Below are 19,756 nucleotides of genomic sequence, written 5' to 3'. Positions count from 1 at the left end.
GCGAGGGCATGGGTCCGGGGTTCAACGAGGAACGTGGCCTCCCGATCCCACCCTCAACCCGATTTGCGTGTCATGGTCGCGACATAGAAACCGTCGGTGCCGGTGAGCGCCGGGCTCATCTGGATGCCGCGCTCCGTCCGGCGGACCTTCTCGTCGAGGCCGGGAACGACGGCGAGATCGGTCGCCACGGCCCGGATCGCGCGCTCACGCTTCAGCAGGCCGTCCACCGCCGCGTCGTTCTCCTCGGGAAGGAGCGAGCAGGTCACGTAGACGAGGGTGCCGCCCGGCCGCAGCAGCCGCGCTGCCCGGTCGAGCACCTCGGCCTGCTCGGCGATCCGGCCCGAGAGGCTGCCCGGCCTCAGGCGCCACTTGGCGTCGGGGTTACGCCGCCAGGTGCCCGTGCCGGTGCAGGGCGCGTCGACCAGCACCCGGTCGACGCTGCCGTCGAGATCGGCCAGCACGTCGGCTCGCGCCTTGCCGGTGCGGGGCGTGCGCACCTCGACCGCGGCGCCCGAGCGGCGCAGGCGCTCGTGGATCGGCGCGAGCCGGCGCGGATCAGCGTCGGTGGCGATGAGCCGAGCGGCGTTGCCGGTCATCGCGGCAAGCGCCAGCGACTTGCCGCCCCCGCCCGCGCAGAGATCGACGATGGTCTCGCCCGGCTTCGCACCGGCGAGCAGGCTCGCGATCTGCGAGCCCTCGTCCTGAATCTCGAACCCGCCCTCTAGAAAGAGCGGATCGACGTGGAGCGCCGGGCCGCGCCCATCTTCGCCGAGCGGAACGCGCAGCCCTAGGGCCGAGAGCGGCGTTTCCACCGGGGAGAGGTCCGCCAGCGCCTCGGCCGCCGCCGCGCGACTCTGCTTGAGCGTGTTGACGCGGATGTCGAGGGGGGCACGGCGCGCGAGCACCCGCAATTCGGGCAGCAGATCTTCGCCGAACAGGGCGGCGAGCGAGGGCAGCACGAAGGCCGGTGCGTCGCCCGCCACCTCTGGCGGCGCCTCGGTGAGGCTGCCCTCCAGGAGGCGTGCCCGCTCGGCCTCGGTGAGGGGAGGGGGCGCGAAGCGGGCGCCGTCGAACAGAGAGGCGATGCTCGGCTCGGCGAGGCCGCGCTGAAGGCGCAGTGTGCCGATGAGGATGGCGCGGCCCGTCTCCTCGCCCATGATCCAGGCGGAAGAGGCCCGGCGGCGCAGCCCGTCATAGACGAGGCTGGCGATGGCCGCCCGGTCGCCGGAGCCGGCGAAGCGGTGGGCGAGACCCCAATCCTTGATCGCGTCCGCGGCCGGGCGGCGGCGCGCGAGGATGTCGTCGAGGATCTCGATGGCGGCGGAGAGGCGGGCGGAGGGGGTCAGGATGGGCTCCGGAAACGTTTCGTTAAACCTGCCGCCGTGCGGCCACGCTTGGACCTGCGGCCCGACACGATGCGGCCGAGCTTCCGGCCCTTTCGCCGTTCAGAACGGCACGATGGCCCCGTCCGTCAAGGACCATAGGAAGAGAGGACCTCATGTCGTCCCTGAAGCCCCTCATCGGTGCGAGCCTCGTCGCGCTGACGCTCGCCGCCTGCTCCACCGCGCCGGCCGCGCCCGGGCTCGATCCGGTTCCGCCGCCGGCCCGCCGGCCCGATGCCAAGACGCAGCTCGAATACGGTAGCCCGCCCCCGCCGCCGCCCGGCCGCTACTGAGCGTCTCTCACCAAATCTCCCTGCGCTGTCGCAGGCGGCGGCGAAACGGTCGGTGACCGCGCGCTTTCTAGGGCACTCCGAGCCGGACGCCGGTCCGCGTGGCGGCTCAGGCCGCCTCGCGGGCGCGGCGGTTCTCGTAGGCCTTGAGATGGGTCAGCACGCGGGCGAGCAGCGGCGTCTCGACGCCCTTGGCCTGCCCGCGCGCGATCAGGTCGCCGACGATGTGGTCGGCCTCGATGCGAGCACCGCCCTCGATGTCCCGCAGCATGGAGGCGGTCATCGCCGACCCTTCCGTCGTCAGCATCTTGCGGGCGCCGGCCATCACCTTTTCCCGGGCGCCGTTGCCGTTGGCTTCCGCCACACTCTGGCATTCGTCGTGCAGCCCCTCGATGAAGGCCCGGCCGCCGGGCGCGGCGACGATGTCGCCGATGGCCGCGCGCATCAGCGTAGTGGAGCCAGCGAGGGTCGCGAGGAAGACCCACTTCTCCCACATCTCGAGCAGGATCCGGTCGCTGCCGCGAGCCTGGAAGCGCACGCCTTCCATCTGCGCCTCGATGCGGGAGAACCGCTCGGAGCGCGAGCCGTCGCGCTCGCCGTAGGTCAGCGTGTGCAGGTCGGTCATCTGGCGGATCTCGCCATCCTTCGTCAGCGTGGCGACGATGCCGCAACTGCCGCCGAGCACCCGTTCCGCGCCGAAGGCCGCGTCCAGAATGTCGAGGTGGCGCATGCCGTTGAGGATCGGCAGCACCGCCGTGCCCGCACCGACGGCCGGTGCCACGTCGGCGATCGCCGCGTCGAGGTCGTAGGCCTTGGACGAGAGGAGCACGAGATCGAACGGACCGGCCGCGGCGAGGCGGTCGGCGGTCACGGTCTGCGGCGCGTCGATCGTCAGATCGCCCACGGGGCTGCGGACCCGCAGGCCCTGCGCCGCGAGCTTTTCCGCGCGGGCCGGGCGCACCAGGAAGGTCACGTCCCGCCCGGCTTCCGCCAGCCGCGCTCCGAAATAGCCGCCGGTCGCGCCGGCCCCGACCACGAGTATCCGCATCGTGTTCCCCTATCGTCCGGCCCTCCATACCGCGAAGCCGGAAGCGCCGCACCTGATCCGTTGCAGCCGGCCGCTCACGACCGCCGACCGCCTGGAATCCGGCACCGCCAGCGGCTAAGCGTGACCCCTCCGGTCGATCCCTGCACCCCGCGCCGGCACGCGCGGGCCCTCGCGGACTTCGTTCATGCGCGCTCTTCCGAGCCTGGCCGCTCTGGCCGTCGGTCTTCTCCCCGGCCTCGTCTCGGCCCCGATCGCGGCCGCGGACCGCCAGCCCTTCGCGGTGGTGAAGGGCTGGGAAATCGAGCGGACCGTCGGCGAGACCGGCGGCAACCCGTGCCTGATGACGCATGCCTACGAGGACAAGGAAGACGGCAACGCCGCCAACGCGGTCGTGTTCGCTCGCAACGGCAACTCGCTTGCCCTCGTGCTGGTCTACCAGGGCTGGGCCTTCGGCAAGGACGAGGCGATCAAGGCGGCGCTGGTCCTCGGCAAGAAACCGATCAAGGGGAAGATCGCCTGGATCGGCGACGAGAAGACGGCGCGCGCGCTCCTGCCCGAGAGCATCCTGCCGGATCTGCTCGCGGCCGGGACGGTGATCCTGCGCTTCGCGAACGGGGATGCCGGCTTCAGGATTCCGGATTTCGCGGCGGGCTACGAGGCGCTCAAGCGCTGCGACGCGACGCCCGCCGCCGAGCCCCAGGCGGCCGCACCGGCCCCGGCGCCTGCCGGCCCCTCGACCGAACCCTCCACGCCGCGGCTGGCCGCCTACGTGATCGGCCTCTCGCTGCAGCGTGCGCTGAAGGAATGCGCGATCCCCGCCACGGACGAGCAGCGCCGGTCGGTCGATGCCAGGATGGCCGCGCTCCAGCCGGAAATGGCCCCGCTTGACGCGTCCCTGCGTAGCGAGTTGCAGCGGCGCGGCACCCCGTGCCCCGCCGCGGAGAAGCAGTCGGCCTTCCAAGAGATCCTGCGCAAGTTTACCGCCTTGAGCCCGGAAGAGCTGGCCGCCTCCCTGGAAAGGGAGTCGGCGGACCGGAACGCAGCCGCGCCGGCCGCGCCCAAATTCTGAGACGCGGGCTCGCCGCCGGGACGCGCGCGTGCCCGATTGCGCTGTGAGGGATTCGCTCCGCGCGCTGGTTGAGCCGGCAAGGAAAGGCTAAGCTCAACCCGTCCGACCGGTCGCTTCGCAGTTCCGCGGGCGGCGGAGACCGACCGTCGTCGCGGAGATGTCGCGTGCGCCTCTCACCCGTCCTGGCGGCGATCTCGGCGGTGACGCTGACGGCGCTCCTCGCCGGACTCGGGGCCGAGGCGGCACCCCGCCGCGAGCCTTTCGAGAGCGTGCAGGGCTGGGCGGTCGAGCGCCGAACCGGCGGACCGGATGCCGGCTCCTGCTCGATGACCCGCACCGCAGAGGATGCACAGGGCGACACCGCCAGCCTCGTGATCGTCTCGCGCGATCACGCGGGCCTCGCCCTGGCCCTCGCCGACCGGAACTGGGAATTTTCCGCGGGCGAACGGCTCACGGCGCCGCTCCTGCTCGACGGCAGGCCGGCGGGCCCGAGGACGACCTGGACCGGCGACGGGCAGATCCTGCGCGCGGCCCTGCCGGACACGCTCGTGCCGGACCTGCTGGCGGCGCGAAGGCTCAGCCTGCGCTTCGAGGACGGCGAGGCGGCCTTCGACATCCCGGACATCGCCGCCGCCTACGCCTCGCTGCAGCGCTGCGAGGCGGCTCGTGCCGAGCCGCCGTCCGTTGCCGCCGCACCGAACCTGCCGGCGCGGGCGCGGCTGGCCTCCTACACCGTCGGGTTGGCGGTCGAGGGCGTGCTGCGGGCCTGCCCCGTCACGGCCACGGATCGCGAGCGCGCCGCCGTCGAGGCGAAGCTGGCCGCCCTCCGGCCGGAGATGGCGGCCTTCGAGGCCGCGATCCGGGCGCAGGTGACGCAATCGCGCGGCTTCGCCTGCCCGACCGCCGAGAAGGAGCCCGAGTTCCGGGAGGCGATGCGCCGCTTCATCGAGCTGAGCCCGGACGAGTTCGCCGCCATCATCGACCGGCAGGCCCACGCCGCGCCGGACATGCCGGTCACCAAGCCCTGACGCCGTCGAGGTCATCGGGGAGCGTCTGTTTGGATCGGGACGGCGAGACCTCTAAGCCTGCCCCATCGAATTCGGCCGATGCGTTCAGAGTATCCGCGGATCGGCCTCGCATAGGAAAGGCTGACTGCGCACCGTTCGCCGCGATTTCGCTGCAGCGGCGTTCGATTTTTTCCGTTTTCGCGCCTTTTTTCGCGCGCGTCTTAAAATATAGCAAAGTACAGGTCGCTGCCCGGATCTAGGTTCGCCCCGTTCCGGAGGCCGACCATGATTCGCTCCCCTTCGACGGCCCTCACTCCCGTGCGGGACCGCGTCGTCGGCTACACGATCTGCGTGATGATCGCCCTCGAAGCATTGATGCTGCTGGCGAGCCTGATCTGGCTCTGAAGCCGGGCTCCGGCCGAGGCGGCCGGACGCAGGCGATCCCGAGGGAAGCGCGGAACCCGCCGGAGTCGGCGAGCCCTTTCCAAGGCGAGACCATCGCCCCGGGCGCGAGCCCAGGGCGACATATCGGGCGGCGGATCAGCGGCTCGGATAGTTCGGGCTCTCGCGGGTGATCGTCACGTCGTGGACATGGCTCTCGCGCAGGCCCGCATTGGTGATGCGCACGAACTGCGCCCGCTCCTGGAAATCCGGCACGGTCGCCGCGCCGACATAGCCCATCGCCGCGCGCAGGCCGCCCGCGAGCTGGTGCAGCACCGCCGCCACCGGGCCCTTGTACGGCACCTGCCCCTCGATGCCCTCCGGCACGAGCTTGTGGGTGTCGCTGACTTCCGCTTGGAAGTAGCGGTCGGCGGAGCCGCGGGCCATGGCGCCCACAGAGCCCATGCCGCGGTAGCTCTTGTACGAACGCCCTTGATACAAGAAGACCTCGCCCGGCGCTTCGTCGGTGCCGGCCAGCAGCGAGCCCAGCATCGCCACCGAGGCGCCGGCCGCGATCGCCTTGGCGAGATCGCCCGAGAACTTGATGCCGCCGTCGGCGATCACCGGCACGTCCGCTCCTTGAGCCGCCTCCACGGCCTCTATCAGCGCCGTGAGCTGGGGCACGCCGACGCCCGCGACGATGCGGGTGGTGCAGATCGAGCCCGGGCCGATGCCGACCTTGATCGCGTCGGCGCCCGCATCGATGAGCGCCCGGGCGCCCTCGGCGGTGGCGACGTTGCCGGCGATGATCTGCACGGCGTTGGAGAGCTGCTTCACCCGGGCGACGCTGTCGAGCACCTTGCGGGAATGACCGTGGGCGGTATCGACCACAACCACGTCGCAGCCGGCATCGATCAGGCGCTCGGCACGCTCGAAGCCGGAATCACCCGTCGTCGTGGCGGCCGCGACCCGCAGGCGGCCCTGCTCGTCCTTGACCGCGTTGGGATAGGCGACCTGCTTCTCGATGTCCTTGACCGTGATCAGGCCGATGCAGCGGTAGTGGTCGTCGACGACGAGCAGCTTCTCGATGCGGAACTGGTGCAGCAGGCGCTTGGCCTCGTCCTGCGTCACCCCCTCGCGCACGGTGATGAGCCGGTCGCGGGTCATGAGTTCGGCCACGGGCTGGCCGGTATTGGTGGCGAAGCGCACGTCGCGGTTCGTCAGGATGCCGACGAGCTTGCCGCGCGAGCCGTTGGGGCCGCGCTCGACCACCGGAATACCGGAGATCCGGTTCTTCTTCATCACCTCGAAGGCGTCGGCCAGCGTCTCGTCGGGGTGGATGGTGATGGGATTGAGCACCATGCCCGACTCGTACTTCTTCACGAGGCGGACCTGCTCGGCCTGCTCGGCCGGCTCCAGGTTGCGGTGGATCACGCCGAGCCCGCCGTTCTGCGCCATGGCGATGGCCATCCGCGCCTCGGTCACGGTGTCCATGGCCGAGGCGATGATCGGCAGGTTGAGCTTGATCGTGCGGGTGAGGCGGGTCGCGACGTCGACTTCGGTGGGCATCACCGAGGAGGCGGCGGGGCGCAGCAGCACGTCGTCGAAGGTAAGGCCCTCGATGATCGTGTCAGCGCTGATACGGGCCATGGAAACCAACTCCGGAGACGGGTGTTGCGCCGGGCCGGAAGGGTACGGCCAGCGAGATCGGGTTGGCAGGGGCCAGTATCACGGGCGCAAGCGCCGCGCAAAGCCGCCGCGGCGCTTGGCGGCGCTTGGCGGTGCATGGCCGGTGCATGGCTGACCGGCAAATCCGGCGTTCGGCGCCCACCACCGCGCTCGCGGCAAGACACCATTAACCCTTACGATCCACCATCACGGCGGACCGTCCGCGTGTTTGATGCGGGACCGGCCGGCTGGAGACGAGCCCTCGCCATGATGTCGCGCGCCGAACGCAGTCCCCTGGCGGATTGGTGGTGGACGGTCGATCGCGGCCTGCTCGCGGGACTCGGCTGCCTGATGGTGGCCGGCCTCGTCTTCCTGATGGGCGGCGGCCCGCCGGTGGCCGAGCGCATCGGCCTGCCGACCTTCTACTTCCTGAACCGGCAGGCGATGTATCTCGCCCCGACGATCCTGCTCATCATCGCGGTCTCGTTCCTGTCGGTGCGCCACATCCGGCGCTTCGCTCTCGTCACCTGGCTCGTCGGCGTGACGCTCTGCATCCTGGCCGGCAAGTTCGGCCCGGAGATTAAGGGCGCGCACCGCTGGATCCAGATCGGCTCCTTCGGTCTCCAGCCCTCGGAATTCGTGAAGCCCGCCTTCGTCGTGGTGGCGGCCTGGGCCTTCTCGGAAGGCGCGCAGCGTCGCGACATGCCCGGTGGCCTGCTGGCGATCCTGCTCCTGCCGATGACCATCGTGCCGCTGATCCTCCAGCCCGATTTCGGGCAGACCATGCTGATCACGATGGTGTGGTGCGCGCTGTTCTTCGTCGCCGGCCTGCACTGGTTCTGGGTGGCGGGCCTCGGGGTGCTGGGCCTCACGGGCGTGTTCGCCGCCTACACCTTCCTCCATCACGTGCGCGAGCGCATCAACCGCTTCATGGACCGCGATTCGGGCGACAGCTTCCAGGAATTCTGGTCGCGGGAATCCTTCAATTCCGGCGGCTGGTTCGGTACCGGACCCGGCGAGGGTGTGGCCAAGCGTCACCTGCCCGACGCGCATACCGACTTCATCTTCTCCGTCACCGGCGAGGAGTTCGGCGTGCTGGTCTGCCTCTGTCTCGTCGCGCTGTTCGCCTACATCGTCATGCGCGGCCTGAAGCTGGCACGCCGCACCGACGACACCTTCACGAGGCTCGCCATCACCGGACTGACGACGCTCTTCGGCCTCCAGGCCTGCATCAACATGGCGGTGAACACGCAGCTCATGCCGGCCAAGGGCATGACCCTGCCCTTCGTCTCCTACGGCGGCTCCTCGCTGATCTCGCTGTCGCTCGGAATGGGCTTCCTCGTGGCGCTCACCCGCAAGCGCCCGCGCACCACCGCCCTGAATCAGCGCCCGCCCGGCACGCTGCCTTCCGCCGTCCCGGGAATGATGCAGTGACCGTCTTCACCCCCCTCGTGCTGGTCTGCGCGGGCGGCACCGGCGGCCACCTCTTCCCAGCCCAGAGCCTCGCCTACGCCTTGCGGGAGCGCGGCATCCGCGTGGCGCTCGCGACCGATGCCCGGGTCGATTCCATCGCGGGCGACTTTCCCGCTGAAGAGATCGTCACCATCGCCTCGGCCACGCCCTCGGGCCGCTCGGTGCTGCGCCGGGCCGGCGCCGTGGTCACGCTCGGGCGCGGCTTCGGGCAGGCCGCCCGCGCCGTGCGGCGCCTGAACCCGGCGGCGGTCGTCGGCTTCGGCGGCTACCCGACCGTGCCGCCGATGCTGGCCGCGCAGCTGCTGCGGGTGCCGACCATCCTGCACGAGCAGAACGCGGTGATGGGCCGGGCCAACGGCTTCCTCGCCAAGGGCGCGCGGGTGATCGCCACCGGCTTCGAGTCCGTGCGCGGCGTGCCCGAGAAGGCCACCGCGCGCCGCGTCCATACCGGCAACCCGATCCGCCCGGCCGTACTCGCGGTGGCCGAGACGCCCTATCCTCCACTGGATGGGGACGCGCCGCTGCGGCTGCTCGTGTTCGGTGGCAGCCAGGGCGCCCGCGTGATGAGCGAGGTCGTGCCGACGGCGCTGGAGAAGCTGCCCGCGGATCTGCGCGCCCGGCTCCACCTCGTCCAGCAAGCCCGGCCCGAGGATCTGACGGCGGTGCAGAACCGCACCCTCGCCATGGGCCTCGGCGGGATCGAGGCGGCGCCCTTCTTCAAGGATCTGCCCGGCCGCATGGCCGCTGCCCACCTCGTGGTGGCGCGCTCGGGCGCCTCGACGGTCTCGGAACTCGCCGCCATCGGCCGGCCCGCCATCCTCGTGCCGCTGCCCGGCGCGCTCGATCAGGATCAGGCGGCCAACGCCGCGACGCTGGCGCAGATCGGCGCCGCGCTCTCGATTCCGCAGAGCGCCTTCACCCCCGATCGGCTCGCCGCCGAGTTGGTGGATCTGTTCGAGGCGCCCCGGAAATTGACCCAGGCGGCGGCTGCGGCCAAAACCGCCCGCATCCTCGACGCGGCCGACCGCCTCGCCGCGCTCGTCGCCGAGACCGCGGCCGCCGCCTGATCTCGTCCCGGATGCCGCGCGCTCCGGGGCTCAAAAGGTTCGTGACATGAAGCTGCCCGAAAAGCTCGGCCCCATCCATTTCATCGGCATCGGCGGCATCGGCATGTCCGGCATCGCCGAGGTGATGGCCAATCTCGGCTACACCGTGCAGGGCTCGGACGCGAACGACAACGCCAACGTCCGGCGCTTGGCCGAGAACGGCATCCGCACCTTCGTCGGGCACAAGGCGGAGAACGTCGCGGAGGCCGCGCTGGTGGTGGTCTCGACCGCAATCCGCCGCGACAACCCGGAGCTGATCGAGGCCCGCGAGCGCCGCCTGCCGGTGGTGCGCCGCGCCGAGATGCTGGCCGAGCTGATGCGCTTCAAGTCCTGCGTCGCGGTGGCCGGCACCCACGGCAAGACCACGACGACCTCGCTGGTCGCGACGCTGCTCGATGCCGGCAACCTCGACCCCACGGTGATCAATGGCGGCATCATCAACGCCTACGGCACCAATGCCCGCATGGGCGGAGGCGAATGGATGGTGGTGGAGGCCGACGAATCCGACGGCACCTTCCTCAAGCTGCCGGCCGATGTCGCCATCGTCACCAACATCGACCCGGAGCATCTCGACCATTTCGGCTCGTTCGAGGCGATCAAGGACGCCTTCCGGCGCTTCATCGACAACATCCCGTTCTACGGGTTCGCCGTGATGTGCATCGATCATCCGATCGTCCAGGATCTGGTCGGACATATCGAGGACCGGCGCATCATCACCTACGGCGAGAACCCGCAGGCCGACGTGCGCCTCATCGACATCGACCTGAAGGGCGGTCAGAGCCGCTTCCGGGTGATGATCCGCGACCGCCGGCCCGGCTTCCGTATGGAGATCGAGGATCTCGTCCTGCCGATGCCCGGCCGCCACAACGCCCTCAACGCCACCGCGGCTCTGGCGGTGGCCCACGAACTCGGGGTTCCGGCGGACGCGATCCGCAAGGCTCTGGCAGGCTTCGGCGGCGTCAAGCGCCGCTTCACCCGCACGGGCGAGTGGAACGGCGCGACGATCTTCGACGATTACGGCCACCACCCGGTGGAGATCCAGGCGGTGCTGCGCGCGGCCCGCGCCTCGACCGACGGCAACGTGATCGCCGTGGTGCAGCCCCATCGCTACACCCGGCTTCAGTCGCTGTTCGAGGATTTCTGCACCTGTTTCAACGACGCCGACACGGTGATCGTCGCCCCCGTCTACGCAGCGGGCGAGGCACCGATCGAAGGCATCGACCGCGACTCCCTGATCAGCGGCCTGAAGGCCCGCGGCCACCGCGACGCCGTCGCCCTGGAGCGCCCGGAGGATCTGGCCCGCCTCGTCGGCAGCCGCGCGCAGACCGGCGACTATGTGGTCTGCCTCGGCGCCGGCACCATCACCCAGTGGGCCTACGCGTTGCCGGGAGAGCTGGCGGCGTTGCAAGGATGAGGCGTGCGCCCCGCGGACGACGAGCGGAGGCAGTTTCGCAAACGGCTTCGGCATGACCAGACCGAGGCCGAGCGCCGTCTCTGGCTTCGTCTGCGCGACCGTCGTCTCGCCGGGTTCAAGTTCGTCCGGCAGGAGAGCATCGGCCCGTATGTGGCGGATTTCTGCTGCCGTGAGGCGAGGCTGAACGTCGAGCTCGACGGCAGTCAGCATGCGGACAGCGACTATGACGCCGAGAAAGATGCATGGCTGGTCGAGCGTGGCTACCGCGTTCTCCGTTTTTGGAACGCGGAGGTTTCGAACAACGTCATCGGCGTATTAGACACAATCCTTGACGCGCTTCCTCCCTCTCCCCGCTCGCGGGGAGAGGGTCGCGACGACCTCGGACCTCGGGTTTACCCGAGTTCCGATCTAGGTTGCCCAAATCGGGCAAGCCCGACTTGGGTCGCCGGCGCGACGAGCCCGCAGGGCGACGGTGAGGGGGCCTCGACGCGCGAGCCTCCTCCGGATCCGCCCCCTCACCCCCGGCTGCCGCCTCGCTTCGGCGACGACGAGGTCGCCGAAGCCCTCTCCCCGCGTGCGGGGGGAGGGGGAGACTCTGGATGACCGCCTTTCCCGATCTGATCGAAAAGATCCGCGCCGCCGCGCCCGGCCTCCGCGGCCGTCTGCTCGCAAACCAGTCGCTGTCAGACCTCACGTGGTTCCGCGTCGGCGGTCCCGCCCAGGTGCTGTTCAGCCCGGCCGACGAGGAGGATCTGGCGAGCTTCCTCGCCGCGCTCGATCCGTCGGTGCCCGTCACGGTGATCGGGCTCGGCTCGAACCTGATCGTGCGTGACGGCGGCATTCCCGGCGTGACGATCCGGCTCGGCGGCAAGGCCTTCGGCTCGGTCGAGATCGACGGCGAAACCATCCGGTCCGGCACCGCCGTGCCGGATATGCGCCTCGCCAAGGCGGCGGCGGAAGCCAGCCTCGACGGACTCGCCTTCTTCCGCGGTATCCCCGGCTCCGTCGGCGGCGCGCTGCGCATGAATGCCGGGGCGCACGGCGGCGAAACCACCGACGTGCTGATCGAAGCCCGCGGCATCGACCGCAAGGGCGAACTCCGCAGCTTCACCCATGCCGAGATGGGCTTTCGCTATCGTCATTCCTCGGCGCCGGACGACGTGATCTTCACGGGCGCGTCCTTCCAGGGCCGGCCGGGTGACCGCGAGGAGATCGAGGCGGAGATGGAGCGGGTGACCGCGGCCCGCGAGGCCGCCCAGCCGATCCGCGAGCGCACCGGCGGTTCGACCTTCAAGAACCCGGAGGGCGGCAAGGCGTGGCAGCTCATCGACGCCGCCGGCTGTCGCGGGCTGGTCCGGGGCGGGGCTCAGGTCTCGGAGATGCACTGCAACTTCCTGATCAACCGCGGCGGCGCCACCGCGGCCGACATCGAGGGGCTCGGCGAGGAGGTGCGCCGCCGGGTGCGCGACCATTCGGGCTTCGAGCTGCACTGGGAGATCAAGCGCATCGGCCGCGAGACCACGCCCGCCTGACGCTTGGCCCGCGTCGAGAGCGGAGGACGCATCGCCCATGGCTTCCACCGACCCCACAGCCCTGACCGAGCATCTCGGCAGGCTCGTCGATGACATCGCCGTCGAGGCCGATCGGGCTCGGACGGGCGGCGACATCCTGCGCCTGCGCGACCGGCTCAATTGCGGGTGGGACGACGCGAAACCCGGTGCCCATCTCTCTCGGGACGCCTACGCGGCCCTTCGGCTTCGCTGCGAGGCCGCGCATACCCGGCTCACCGAGCGCTTCGTCAGCCTGAGAGATTCGACCCCGCAGCCGGAACCGCGCCTTCTCATCGATCCCGACGGCCCGACCGTCGACTCCTTCTTCGAGGCGGACAGGCAGGCCGGGGATTGGATGGCAAGGGCCGAGGCCGCGATCGGCGCGGCCGAAGCCCGCCTTGGGGTGAGGCTGCCCGAAACGCTCAGGGCGCTCTACCGGCGGCGGAACGGCGGGGTGACAGACTACTTCCTCGCCACGGATTCCCCCGGCGCACCCCTCGAATTTGAAGGTGACGAAGCGGTGCGCGCGGCCGACGAACTCTGGCAGACGGTGCTGCCCGGCTTCGACCTGGCCGGCCTGGAGCGGCTCGAGAGCCTCGGCGCGATCAGTGACGGCATCGATTTCGGCAGCGAGGAGGCGTCCTGGCGCGCCGCGCTGCCCGAGATCGATCGCCTGATCGCGCTCAGCAACCACGGCTCCGACCTCTGGCTCTGCCTCGACTACGCGGAGGCGGCCTCCGAACCGTCCGTGGTGCTGTTCGACGCGACCGCGCCGGATCGCCCCGGCCGCATCACCTTCCGCCGCCCCGATTTCGCGTGCTTCTTCGCCGGGTTACGGCGGCACGGCGTCACCATCGAGGCGGGCGTCGCGTTGCGCGGCGGCCGGCTCCTCGGCGAGGAGGCCTGATTGTCTCGCCCACACCATCGTGCGCCCGTGGCGCCCAACCAGCCCTGAAAGGCTCTAGCCGATGTCCAAGCACGTCGCCGTCCTGATGGGCGGCTGGTCTTCCGAGCGGGAAATCTCGCTTCGCTCCGGCAGTGCCTGCGCCGGGGCGCTGGAAGGGGAGGGGTACCGCGTCACCCGCGTCGATGTCGGGCCCGACATCGCGACGGTGCTGACTGAGCTGGCGCCCGACGCGGCGCTCAACGCGCTCCACGGCCCGGCCGGCGAGGACGGCACGATCCAGGGCCTCTTGGAGATCCTGAAGATCCCCTACACCCATTCCGGCGTGCTGGCCTCGGCGCTCGCGATGCACAAGGAGCGTGCCAAAACGGTCATGCGCGCGGCCGGAGTCAGCGTCCCGGAGGGCCGGGTCGTTAACCGTCATGATGCGGCGAAGTCACACCCGTTAACCCCTCCCTATGTCGTGAAGCCGATCGCCGAGGGCTCCTCCATGGGGGTCATCATCGTGCGCGACGCGGCCTCGGAACCGCCCCGGATCCTGGCCTCCGACGCGTGGGTCTACGGGGAGGAAGTCCTTGCAGAGACTTACGTTGCCGGCCGCGAGCTGACCTGCGCGGTGCTGGGCGACCGGGCGCTCGGGGTGACCGAGATCAAGCCCGTCTCGGGAGAGTGGTACGACTTCGATGCGAAGTACGCCGGCGGGGGGTCGATCCACGTCCTTCCGGCCGATCTTAAACTAAATCTTTACCAGCGTGTCCAAGAGTTGGCGTTAACGGCGCATCAAGCACTGGGATGCCGTGGCGTCAGCCGTGCCGACCTTCGTTACGACGACACGCCGGGGGGAACCGGCGCCCTCGTCGTCCTGGAGGTCAACACGCAGCCAGGGATGACCCAGACGAGCCTTGTGCCGGAGATCGCGGCCCACGCAGGCCTGAGTTTCGGTGAACTCGTCCGATGGATGGTGGAGGACGCTTCTCTCAACCGCTGAACGCCGCCGGCACGTCCGGCAGCGGCGGACTCCTCGCGGGCCTTCGGCTCCCGAGGATCCTCAGGCGGTTCTCGTCGGCACGCCGCCTCAGGCCGGCGGTGCCGATCGAGGCGCGCGTGCCGCGGCTCGCGGGCACGGCGCTGATCGCCGGGCTTGCCGGCGGCATCGCTCTCGCCGGCTTCGTCGTGAGCGGGCGCTACGACGGCTTCGTCGCCGAGAACGGCCGGCCCGTCGACATCCTTGCCCGGCTCGCCGGATTCGGCGTCGAGCGCGTCACCATCACCGGTCTCTCGCGGATGTACGAGCGCGAGGTGCTGCAGGCCGCCGGCATCGACTGGCGCTCCTCCGTGCCCTTCCTCGACGTGGATCGCACCCGTGAGCGTCTGCTCGCCGAGAAGCTGATCGCCAGCGTCTCCGTGCGCAAGCTCTACCCCAACGAGATCGTCATCAATCAGGTCGAGCGCGAGCCCGCCGCCCTCTGGCAGCAGAACGGCGAGATTCAGGTGATCGCCGCCGACGGCAAGGTCGTCGACGACCTGCGCGACGAGCGCTACGTCAACCTGCCGCTCGTGGTGGGCGCCGGCGCCAACGAGCGCCTTCAGGAATATCTCGGCCTGATCGAGGCCGCCGGGCCGCTCGGCGCGCGCATCCGGGCCGGCACCTACGTCTCCGGCCGGCGCTGGACGCTCAAGCTCGACGGCGTCGACATCCGCCTGCCCGAATCCGAACCCGCCGCGGCTCTGGCCCGGCTCGTCCGCCTGGAGCGCGAGAATCGGATCCTGGAGAAGGACATCATCGCCGTCGATCTGCGCATGGCCGACCGCGTCGTGGTGCGCCTGACCGAGGAGGCCGCGGCCGCCCGGGCCGAGAGCCGCAAGAAGCCGAAGAAGGGGACGGCGACATGAGCCCGTCCCGAACCGCCCGCCTCCCCGTGCCGTCCCGAGCCCTTCGCCGCGAGTTCCGGTAGCGTCCGATGCAGACCCATCACGGCCTCACGCCGCGCCTGAAGCCGCTCTCCGCCCGCCGGAGCGCGACGCTCTCGGTGCTCGATATCGGAACCAGCAAGGTCGTCTGCCTCATCGCCGAGTTGCAGCCGGCCGAGGCGATGTCGACCCTGCGCGGGCGCACCCATCTCGCCCGTATCATCGGCATCGGCCACCAGCGCTCGCTGGGTCTGAAGGGCGGCGCCATCGTCGATCTGGAGGCGGCCGAGGGCGCGATCCGTCAGGCGGTCCACGCCGCCGAGCGGATGGCCAAGGCCGAGGTCCAGTCGGTCATCGTCAACATCTCCGGCGGGCGCCTCGCCTCGCAGCATTTTGAGGCGCGGGTGAACGTCCGCTCCGGCACCGTCACCGGCTCCGACGTGGAGCGCGTGCTGGAGACCGCGAGCGCCCACGGCGTCAGTCCCGGCCGGGCCGTGCTGCACGCCCTGCCGATCGGCTACGCGCTCGACGGGCAGGGCGCGGTGATCGATCCCTCCGGTATGATCGGCAGCGCGCTGGGCGTCGATCTGCACGTCGTCACCGCGGAAGCGGCCGCCGCGCGCAACCTGATGCTGGCGGTCGAGCACTGCCATCTCGGCGTCGATGCGGTGATCGCCACGCCCTACGCGGCCGGCCTCTCCGCACTGGTGGACGACGAGGCGGAACTCGGTTGCGCCGTCGTGGACATGGGCGGGGGCACCACCAGCGTCGGCGTGTTCATGGGTGGGCACCTCGTCCATTGCGACGCGATCGCGGTCGGCGGGCACCACGTCACCATGGACATCGCGCGGGGCCTCTCCACCCGCGTCTCCGTCGCCGAGCGGCTCAAGACCCTCTACGGCTCGGCCATCGCCACGGCCTCCGACGAGCGGGACATGATCGCCGTGCACGGCGTCGGCGAGGACGAGGGCGAGGCCCCCGGCCACGTGCCCCGCTCGCAACTCGTGCGCATCGTCAAGCCGCGGGTCGAGGAGGTGCTCGAACTCGTGCGCGACCGCCTGCGCAACGCGGGCTTCGGTGCCCAGGCCGGGCGCCGAGTCGTGCTCACGGGCGGCGCCAGTCAGCTCGTCGGCCTGCCGGAAACGGCCCGCCGCATCCTCCAGGGACAGGTCCGGATCGGGCGCCCGCTCGGTATCCGCGGCCTGCCCGAGGCGGCCAAGGGCCCCGCCTTCTCAGCCGCCGTCGGCCTGCTGGTCTACCCGCAGGTCGCACATGCGGAGCATTTCGAGCCGCGGGGGCAGGGCGCCTTCGCCGGCACGGGAACGGACGGATACTTCTCCCGGGTCGGTCGCTGGATCCGGGAAAGCTTCTGAAGGACGACCCGCGCCGGAGCGAGGCCAGCGCGGGACAAGCAAGACAGGGCAGGCGTCGAACACGGCGTCGAACCAGGCAATCGAAAGTCACGAAGGGCACGACCACATGGCCATCTCTCTTCAGGCTCCGGACATCCGGGAACTCAAGCCCCGCATCACCGTCTTCGGTGTCGGCGGCGCGGGCGGCAACGCCGTCAACAACATGATCGAATCGGGCCTGCTCGGCTGCGAGTTCGTCGTGGCCAACACCGACGCCCAGGCGCTCACCTCCTCCAAGGCCGAGCGGGTCATCCAGATGGGCATCGGCGTCACGCAGGGCCTCGGCGCCGGCTCGCACCCGGAAGTCGGCTCGGCGGCGGCCGAGGAGGTGATCGACGAGATCCGCGACCAGCTCTCGGGCGCGCACATGGCCTTCATCACCGCCGGCATGGGCGGCGGCACCGGCACGGGCGCAGCCCCCGTCATCGCCCGCGCGGCGCGTGACATGGGCATCCTCACGGTCGGCGTCGTGACCAAGCCCTTCCAGTTCGAGGGCATGCGCCGGATGCGCACGGCGGAAGCCGGCATCCAGGAGCTTCAGGCGGCGGTCGACACCCTGATCGTGATCCCGAACCAGAACCTGTTCCGGGTCGCCAACGAGAAGACCACCTTCGCCGACGCCTTCGCGATGGCCGACCAGGTGCTCTACTCGGGCGTGGCCTGCATCACCGACCTGATGGTCAAGGAAGGCCTGATCAACCTCGACTTCGCCGACGTGCGCGCGATCATGCGCGGCATGGGCAAGGCGATGATGGGCACGGGCGAGGCCTCCGGCGAGAACCGCGCCAACCGCGCCGCGGAAGCCGCCATCGCCAACCCGCTCCTCGACGACGTGTCGATGAAGGGTGCGCGCGGCCTGCTGATCTCGATCACGGGCGGCTCGGACCTCACCCTGTACGAACTCGACGAGGCCGCGACGCGGATTCGCGAAGAGGTCGATTCGGATGCCAACATCATCCTCGGCGCCACCTTCGACGAGAGCCTCGACGGCATCATCCGCGTCTCGGTGGTCGCCACCGGCATCGAGCCGGCGCTGATCTCGGCCGATTCCCCGAACAACCCGGAGATCGCCCAGACCGAGCAGCGCATCGCCGAGGTGGCCGAGCGCCTGCGCTCCGAGGCCCGGGCCCGCGCCTCCGCCGCGCTGAGCCCCGCCTCGACGCACCAGCCGGTTCATCAGCCCGCAGCCCGCGCCGCGGCGCCCGAGCCGCAATCCGCCCCCGCGTCCCGGCCGCTTCTCGCCGAGCCCGCCGCGCCGGAGCCCCTGCGCGCCGAATCCCTGCGCGCCGAGCCCGCCCCGATGGCGCATCACCACGATGTCGTCCTGACCCACGCGCCCGCCCGCGCCGCCGTGCCCGCCTACGAGCCGGCGGCTCCGATGAGCGCGTCGGAGCCCGTCGCCCAAGCGAACGGCCCCTATGTGCCGCCGCGCCCGCAGATCGCCCGCGCGCCGCGCATGCCGCAGATCTCGGACCTGCCGCCCCACACCCAGGCGCAGATCCTCAAGAGCCGCGGCGAGGAGTCCCAGCCGGAGCCGAGCCAGGATTCCAAGCGCATGACCCTGCTGCGCCGCCTGGCCACCGTCGGCTTCGGCGGTCGCCGCGAGGAGGCCGAGACCGCCCCGGCCCCGGCCGCCCGCGCTCCCGCTCCGGCCCCGGCGCCGCGCGTCGAGCCGGCCCTGCGTGCTCCGGCGCCCCAGGCGCCGCAATACCGCCCGGCTCAAGGCAACCTGGACGCGCAGGGCCGCGCCCTGCCGCCCCGGATGATGGAAGACGACCAGCTCGAAATCCCCGCTTTCCTTCGCCGTCAGGCGAACTGAGTGCGGATCGCCTGTGGATCGATGGGGGCAACCGAGCCCCTATCGGCACGCAGTGGGGTATTTCAGCCACAGGCCCGGGACCGCAAGGTCCCGGGTTTATCTGTTTGTTAACGTACTGAATTCAAATTGCTTTTCAGAAATCGTGGCGAAACCGTGGCTGTAACAGATCGTAAGAATCCGTGATTTGGCCGCCCTGATTGCCACAGCTATACACGCTTCCGGAACGACAGAAGGCGCGGACGGTCGCTCGACCCGACAGCGCTCGCAGAGGCTTCAAGCAGCGGACGGACTTCCCCACACCGTGCCCCCGAGACGGGGGTGCGCGGGCAGGATCCTGGCCGAGGGCTAAGGTATGCGGACGAACCAACAAACAACGCTCAAAACGTCCGTGACCCTCACCGGAATCGGAGTTCACTCCGGAAACCCGGCAGAGATCACGATCCACCCCGCTCAAGCCAACCACGGTATCGCGTTCCTCCGAACGGGCACCACGACCGGCAACGACCGGCTGATCAAGGCCCACTACGCCTGCGTCTCCGCCACCGAACTCTGCACCGTCATCGGTGATGTCGAGACCGGTGCCGTCGCCACCATCGAGCACCTGATGTCGGCCCTCTACGGGCTCGGCGTCGACAACGCTCTGGTCGAGATCGACGGCCCCGAAATGCCGATCCTCGACGGCAGCGCCCGTCCCTTCGTCCAGGCGATCGACAGCGTCGGCCTCGCCACCTGCGGCGCCGCGCGCCGCTGGATCAAGGTGCTCCAGCCGGTCCGCATCGAGGCCGGCCGCGCCTTCGCCGAACTCCGCCCGATCGACCGCGGCTTCCGCCTCGACGTGGAGATCGACTTCGAATCCCCGGTGATCGGCCGCTCGCGCAAGGCGATGGACCTCACCCCGGCCGCCTATCGCCGCGAGATCGCGGGCGCCCGCACCTTCGGCATGATGAAGGACGTGGAGCGCTACTGGAAAGCCGGCTTCGCGCTGGGCGCTTCCCTCGACAACACGGTCGCCGTCGGCGAGACCGCGGTCGTCAACCCGGAAGGCCTGCGCTACGCGGACGAGTTCGTCCGCCACAAGTTCCTCGACGCGGTCGGCGATCTCGCGCTGGCCGGGCTGCCGATCCAGGGCGCCTACCGCTCCTATTGCGGCGGCCACCGCATGAATGTCGGCATTCTCGAAGCCCTGTTCGCCGACCGTGCGAACTACGCCATCGTCGAGGGCCAGGGCACCCGCCGCGAAACCGCCCGGGCCGAGTTCGGCGCCGGTCTCGGCATCGCCGCCTTCGCCGCCGAACTGTAACCGGCAGGCCACATCGGGCCCT

General features: G+C 70.4%; 17 protein-coding genes. 14 read left to right on the top strand and 3 right to left on the bottom strand.

The window, feature by feature from the left end:
• Positions 1–53 precede the first annotated feature (53 nt).
• Positions 54–1,346, bottom strand: coding sequence for an RsmB/NOP family class I SAM-dependent RNA methyltransferase (locus BY998_RS01800; protein ID WP_110349899.1), 1,293 nt, complete (start codon positions 1,344–1,346; stop codon positions 54–56).
• A gap of 152 nt (positions 1,347–1,498) precedes the next feature.
• On the opposite strand from BY998_RS01800, the gene BY998_RS24200 reads away from it, so the two are divergent.
• On the top strand, positions 1,499–1,675 hold the full coding sequence (locus tag BY998_RS24200) for a hypothetical protein (protein WP_181425403.1): 177 nt from the start codon (positions 1,499–1,501) through the stop codon (positions 1,673–1,675).
• Between the two features lie 106 nt (positions 1,676–1,781).
• Here BY998_RS24200 and panE read toward each other — a convergent pair whose 3' ends face one another.
• Positions 1,782–2,720, bottom strand: coding sequence for a 2-dehydropantoate 2-reductase (panE, locus tag BY998_RS01795; RefSeq protein ID WP_110349898.1), 939 nt, complete (start codon positions 2,718–2,720; stop codon positions 1,782–1,784).
• A gap of 184 nt (positions 2,721–2,904) precedes the next feature.
• On the opposite strand from panE, the gene BY998_RS01790 reads away from it, so the two are divergent.
• Positions 2,905–3,789 (top strand): hypothetical protein, encoded by an 885-nt coding sequence (locus BY998_RS01790; protein WP_110349897.1) that lies wholly within the window; start codon positions 2,905–2,907, stop codon positions 3,787–3,789.
• Positions 3,790–3,953: 164 nt separating this feature from the next.
• Entirely contained in the window at positions 3,954–4,817 is an 864-nt protein-coding gene (locus BY998_RS01785) for a hypothetical protein (protein WP_245421441.1), read from the top strand.
• Positions 4,818–5,336: 519 nt separating this feature from the next.
• Here BY998_RS01785 and guaB read toward each other — a convergent pair.
• The gene (guaB, locus tag BY998_RS01780; RefSeq protein ID WP_110349896.1) at positions 5,337–6,827 is read right to left on the bottom strand and encodes an IMP dehydrogenase; all 1,491 of its coding nucleotides are present in this window, start codon (positions 6,825–6,827) and stop codon (positions 5,337–5,339) included.
• Positions 6,828–7,112: 285 nt separating this feature from the next.
• Between guaB and BY998_RS01775 the strand changes: the two genes are divergently transcribed.
• The 11 genes from BY998_RS01775 (at position 7,113) to lpxC (ending at position 19,734) form a co-directional block, all read left to right on the top strand.
• Positions 7,113–8,279, top strand: a complete 1,167-nt coding sequence (locus tag BY998_RS01775; RefSeq protein WP_110349895.1) for a putative peptidoglycan glycosyltransferase FtsW — start codon at positions 7,113–7,115, stop codon at positions 8,277–8,279.
• A complete protein-coding gene (murG, locus tag BY998_RS01770; RefSeq protein WP_110349894.1) occupies positions 8,276–9,385 on the top strand; it encodes an undecaprenyldiphospho-muramoylpentapeptide beta-N-acetylglucosaminyltransferase in 1,110 nt (369 codons plus the stop codon). The genes BY998_RS01775 and murG overlap by 4 nt, the downstream gene beginning before the upstream one ends.
• A 46-nt stretch (positions 9,386–9,431) precedes the next feature.
• The gene (gene murC, locus BY998_RS01765; RefSeq protein WP_110349893.1) at positions 9,432–10,838 is read left to right on the top strand and encodes a UDP-N-acetylmuramate--L-alanine ligase; all 1,407 of its coding nucleotides are present in this window, start codon (positions 9,432–9,434) and stop codon (positions 10,836–10,838) included.
• Positions 10,839–10,841: 3 nt separating this feature from the next.
• On the top strand, positions 10,842–11,441 hold the full coding sequence (locus tag BY998_RS01760) for a DUF559 domain-containing protein (protein ID WP_110349892.1): 600 nt from the start codon (positions 10,842–10,844) through the stop codon (positions 11,439–11,441).
• Positions 11,438–12,370: a UDP-N-acetylmuramate dehydrogenase gene (gene murB, locus BY998_RS01755; RefSeq protein WP_110349891.1), complete on the top strand. Its 933-nt coding sequence runs from the start codon at positions 11,438–11,440 to the stop codon at positions 12,368–12,370. The genes BY998_RS01760 and murB overlap by 4 nt, the downstream gene beginning before the upstream one ends.
• A gap of 37 nt (positions 12,371–12,407) precedes the next feature.
• The gene (locus tag BY998_RS01750; RefSeq protein ID WP_110349890.1) at positions 12,408–13,295 is read left to right on the top strand and encodes an SMI1/KNR4 family protein; all 888 of its coding nucleotides are present in this window, start codon (positions 12,408–12,410) and stop codon (positions 13,293–13,295) included.
• Between the two features lie 61 nt (positions 13,296–13,356).
• Positions 13,357–14,280: a D-alanine--D-alanine ligase gene (locus BY998_RS01745; protein WP_110349889.1), complete on the top strand. Its 924-nt coding sequence runs from the start codon at positions 13,357–13,359 to the stop codon at positions 14,278–14,280.
• On the top strand, positions 14,247–15,185 hold the full coding sequence (locus tag BY998_RS01740) for a cell division protein FtsQ/DivIB (protein ID WP_110349888.1): 939 nt from the start codon (positions 14,247–14,249) through the stop codon (positions 15,183–15,185). Before BY998_RS01745 ends, BY998_RS01740 begins: the two co-directional genes overlap by 34 nt.
• Positions 15,186–15,253: 68 nt before the next feature.
• Positions 15,254–16,576 (top strand): cell division protein FtsA, encoded by a 1,323-nt coding sequence (gene ftsA, locus BY998_RS01735; RefSeq protein WP_110349887.1) that lies wholly within the window; start codon positions 15,254–15,256, stop codon positions 16,574–16,576.
• A 106-nt stretch (positions 16,577–16,682) separates the two neighbouring features.
• Positions 16,683–18,434: a cell division protein FtsZ gene (gene ftsZ, locus BY998_RS01730; protein ID WP_110349886.1), complete on the top strand. Its 1,752-nt coding sequence runs from the start codon at positions 16,683–16,685 to the stop codon at positions 18,432–18,434.
• 352 nt (positions 18,435–18,786) lie between these two features.
• Positions 18,787–19,734: a UDP-3-O-acyl-N-acetylglucosamine deacetylase gene (gene lpxC, locus BY998_RS01725; RefSeq protein WP_110349885.1), complete on the top strand. Its 948-nt coding sequence runs from the start codon at positions 18,787–18,789 to the stop codon at positions 19,732–19,734.
• Positions 19,735–19,756: the final 22 nt, after the last annotated feature.

Source organism: Methylobacterium sp. B4, from assembly GCF_003201865.1.
GTDB lineage: Bacteria > Pseudomonadota > Alphaproteobacteria > Rhizobiales > Beijerinckiaceae > Methylobacterium.
This window is presented reverse-complemented; position numbering and strand designations above follow the sequence as displayed.

Bases quoted from the DNA above. Each gene is read 5' to 3' on its own strand.
- ftsZ (WP_110349886.1), top strand. From the start codon at position 16,683: ATGGCCATCTCTCTTCAGGCTCCGGACATCCGGGAACTCAAGCCCCGC.
- BY998_RS01750 (WP_110349890.1), top strand. From the start codon at position 12,408: ATGGCTTCCACCGACCCCACAGCCCTGACCGAGCATCTCGGCAGGCTC.
- BY998_RS01745 (WP_110349889.1), top strand. From the start codon at position 13,357: ATGTCCAAGCACGTCGCCGTCCTGATGGGCGGCTGGTCTTCCGAGCGG.
- BY998_RS01740 (WP_110349888.1), top strand. From the start codon at position 14,247: ATGGATGGTGGAGGACGCTTCTCTCAACCGCTGAACGCCGCCGGCACG.
- murB (WP_110349891.1), top strand. From the start codon at position 11,438: ATGACCGCCTTTCCCGATCTGATCGAAAAGATCCGCGCCGCCGCGCCC.
- BY998_RS01790 (WP_110349897.1), top strand. From the start codon at position 2,905: ATGCGCGCTCTTCCGAGCCTGGCCGCTCTGGCCGTCGGTCTTCTCCCC.
- BY998_RS01775 (WP_110349895.1), top strand. From the start codon at position 7,113: ATGATGTCGCGCGCCGAACGCAGTCCCCTGGCGGATTGGTGGTGGACG.
- lpxC (WP_110349885.1), top strand. From the start codon at position 18,787: ATGCGGACGAACCAACAAACAACGCTCAAAACGTCCGTGACCCTCACC.
- murC (WP_110349893.1), top strand. From the start codon at position 9,432: ATGAAGCTGCCCGAAAAGCTCGGCCCCATCCATTTCATCGGCATCGGC.
- BY998_RS24200 (WP_181425403.1), top strand. From the start codon at position 1,499: ATGTCGTCCCTGAAGCCCCTCATCGGTGCGAGCCTCGTCGCGCTGACG.
- panE (WP_110349898.1), bottom strand. From the start codon at position 2,720: ATGCGGATACTCGTGGTCGGGGCCGGCGCGACCGGCGGCTATTTCGGA.
- ftsA (WP_110349887.1), top strand. From the start codon at position 15,254: ATGCAGACCCATCACGGCCTCACGCCGCGCCTGAAGCCGCTCTCCGCC.
- guaB (WP_110349896.1), bottom strand. From the start codon at position 6,827: ATGGCCCGTATCAGCGCTGACACGATCATCGAGGGCCTTACCTTCGAC.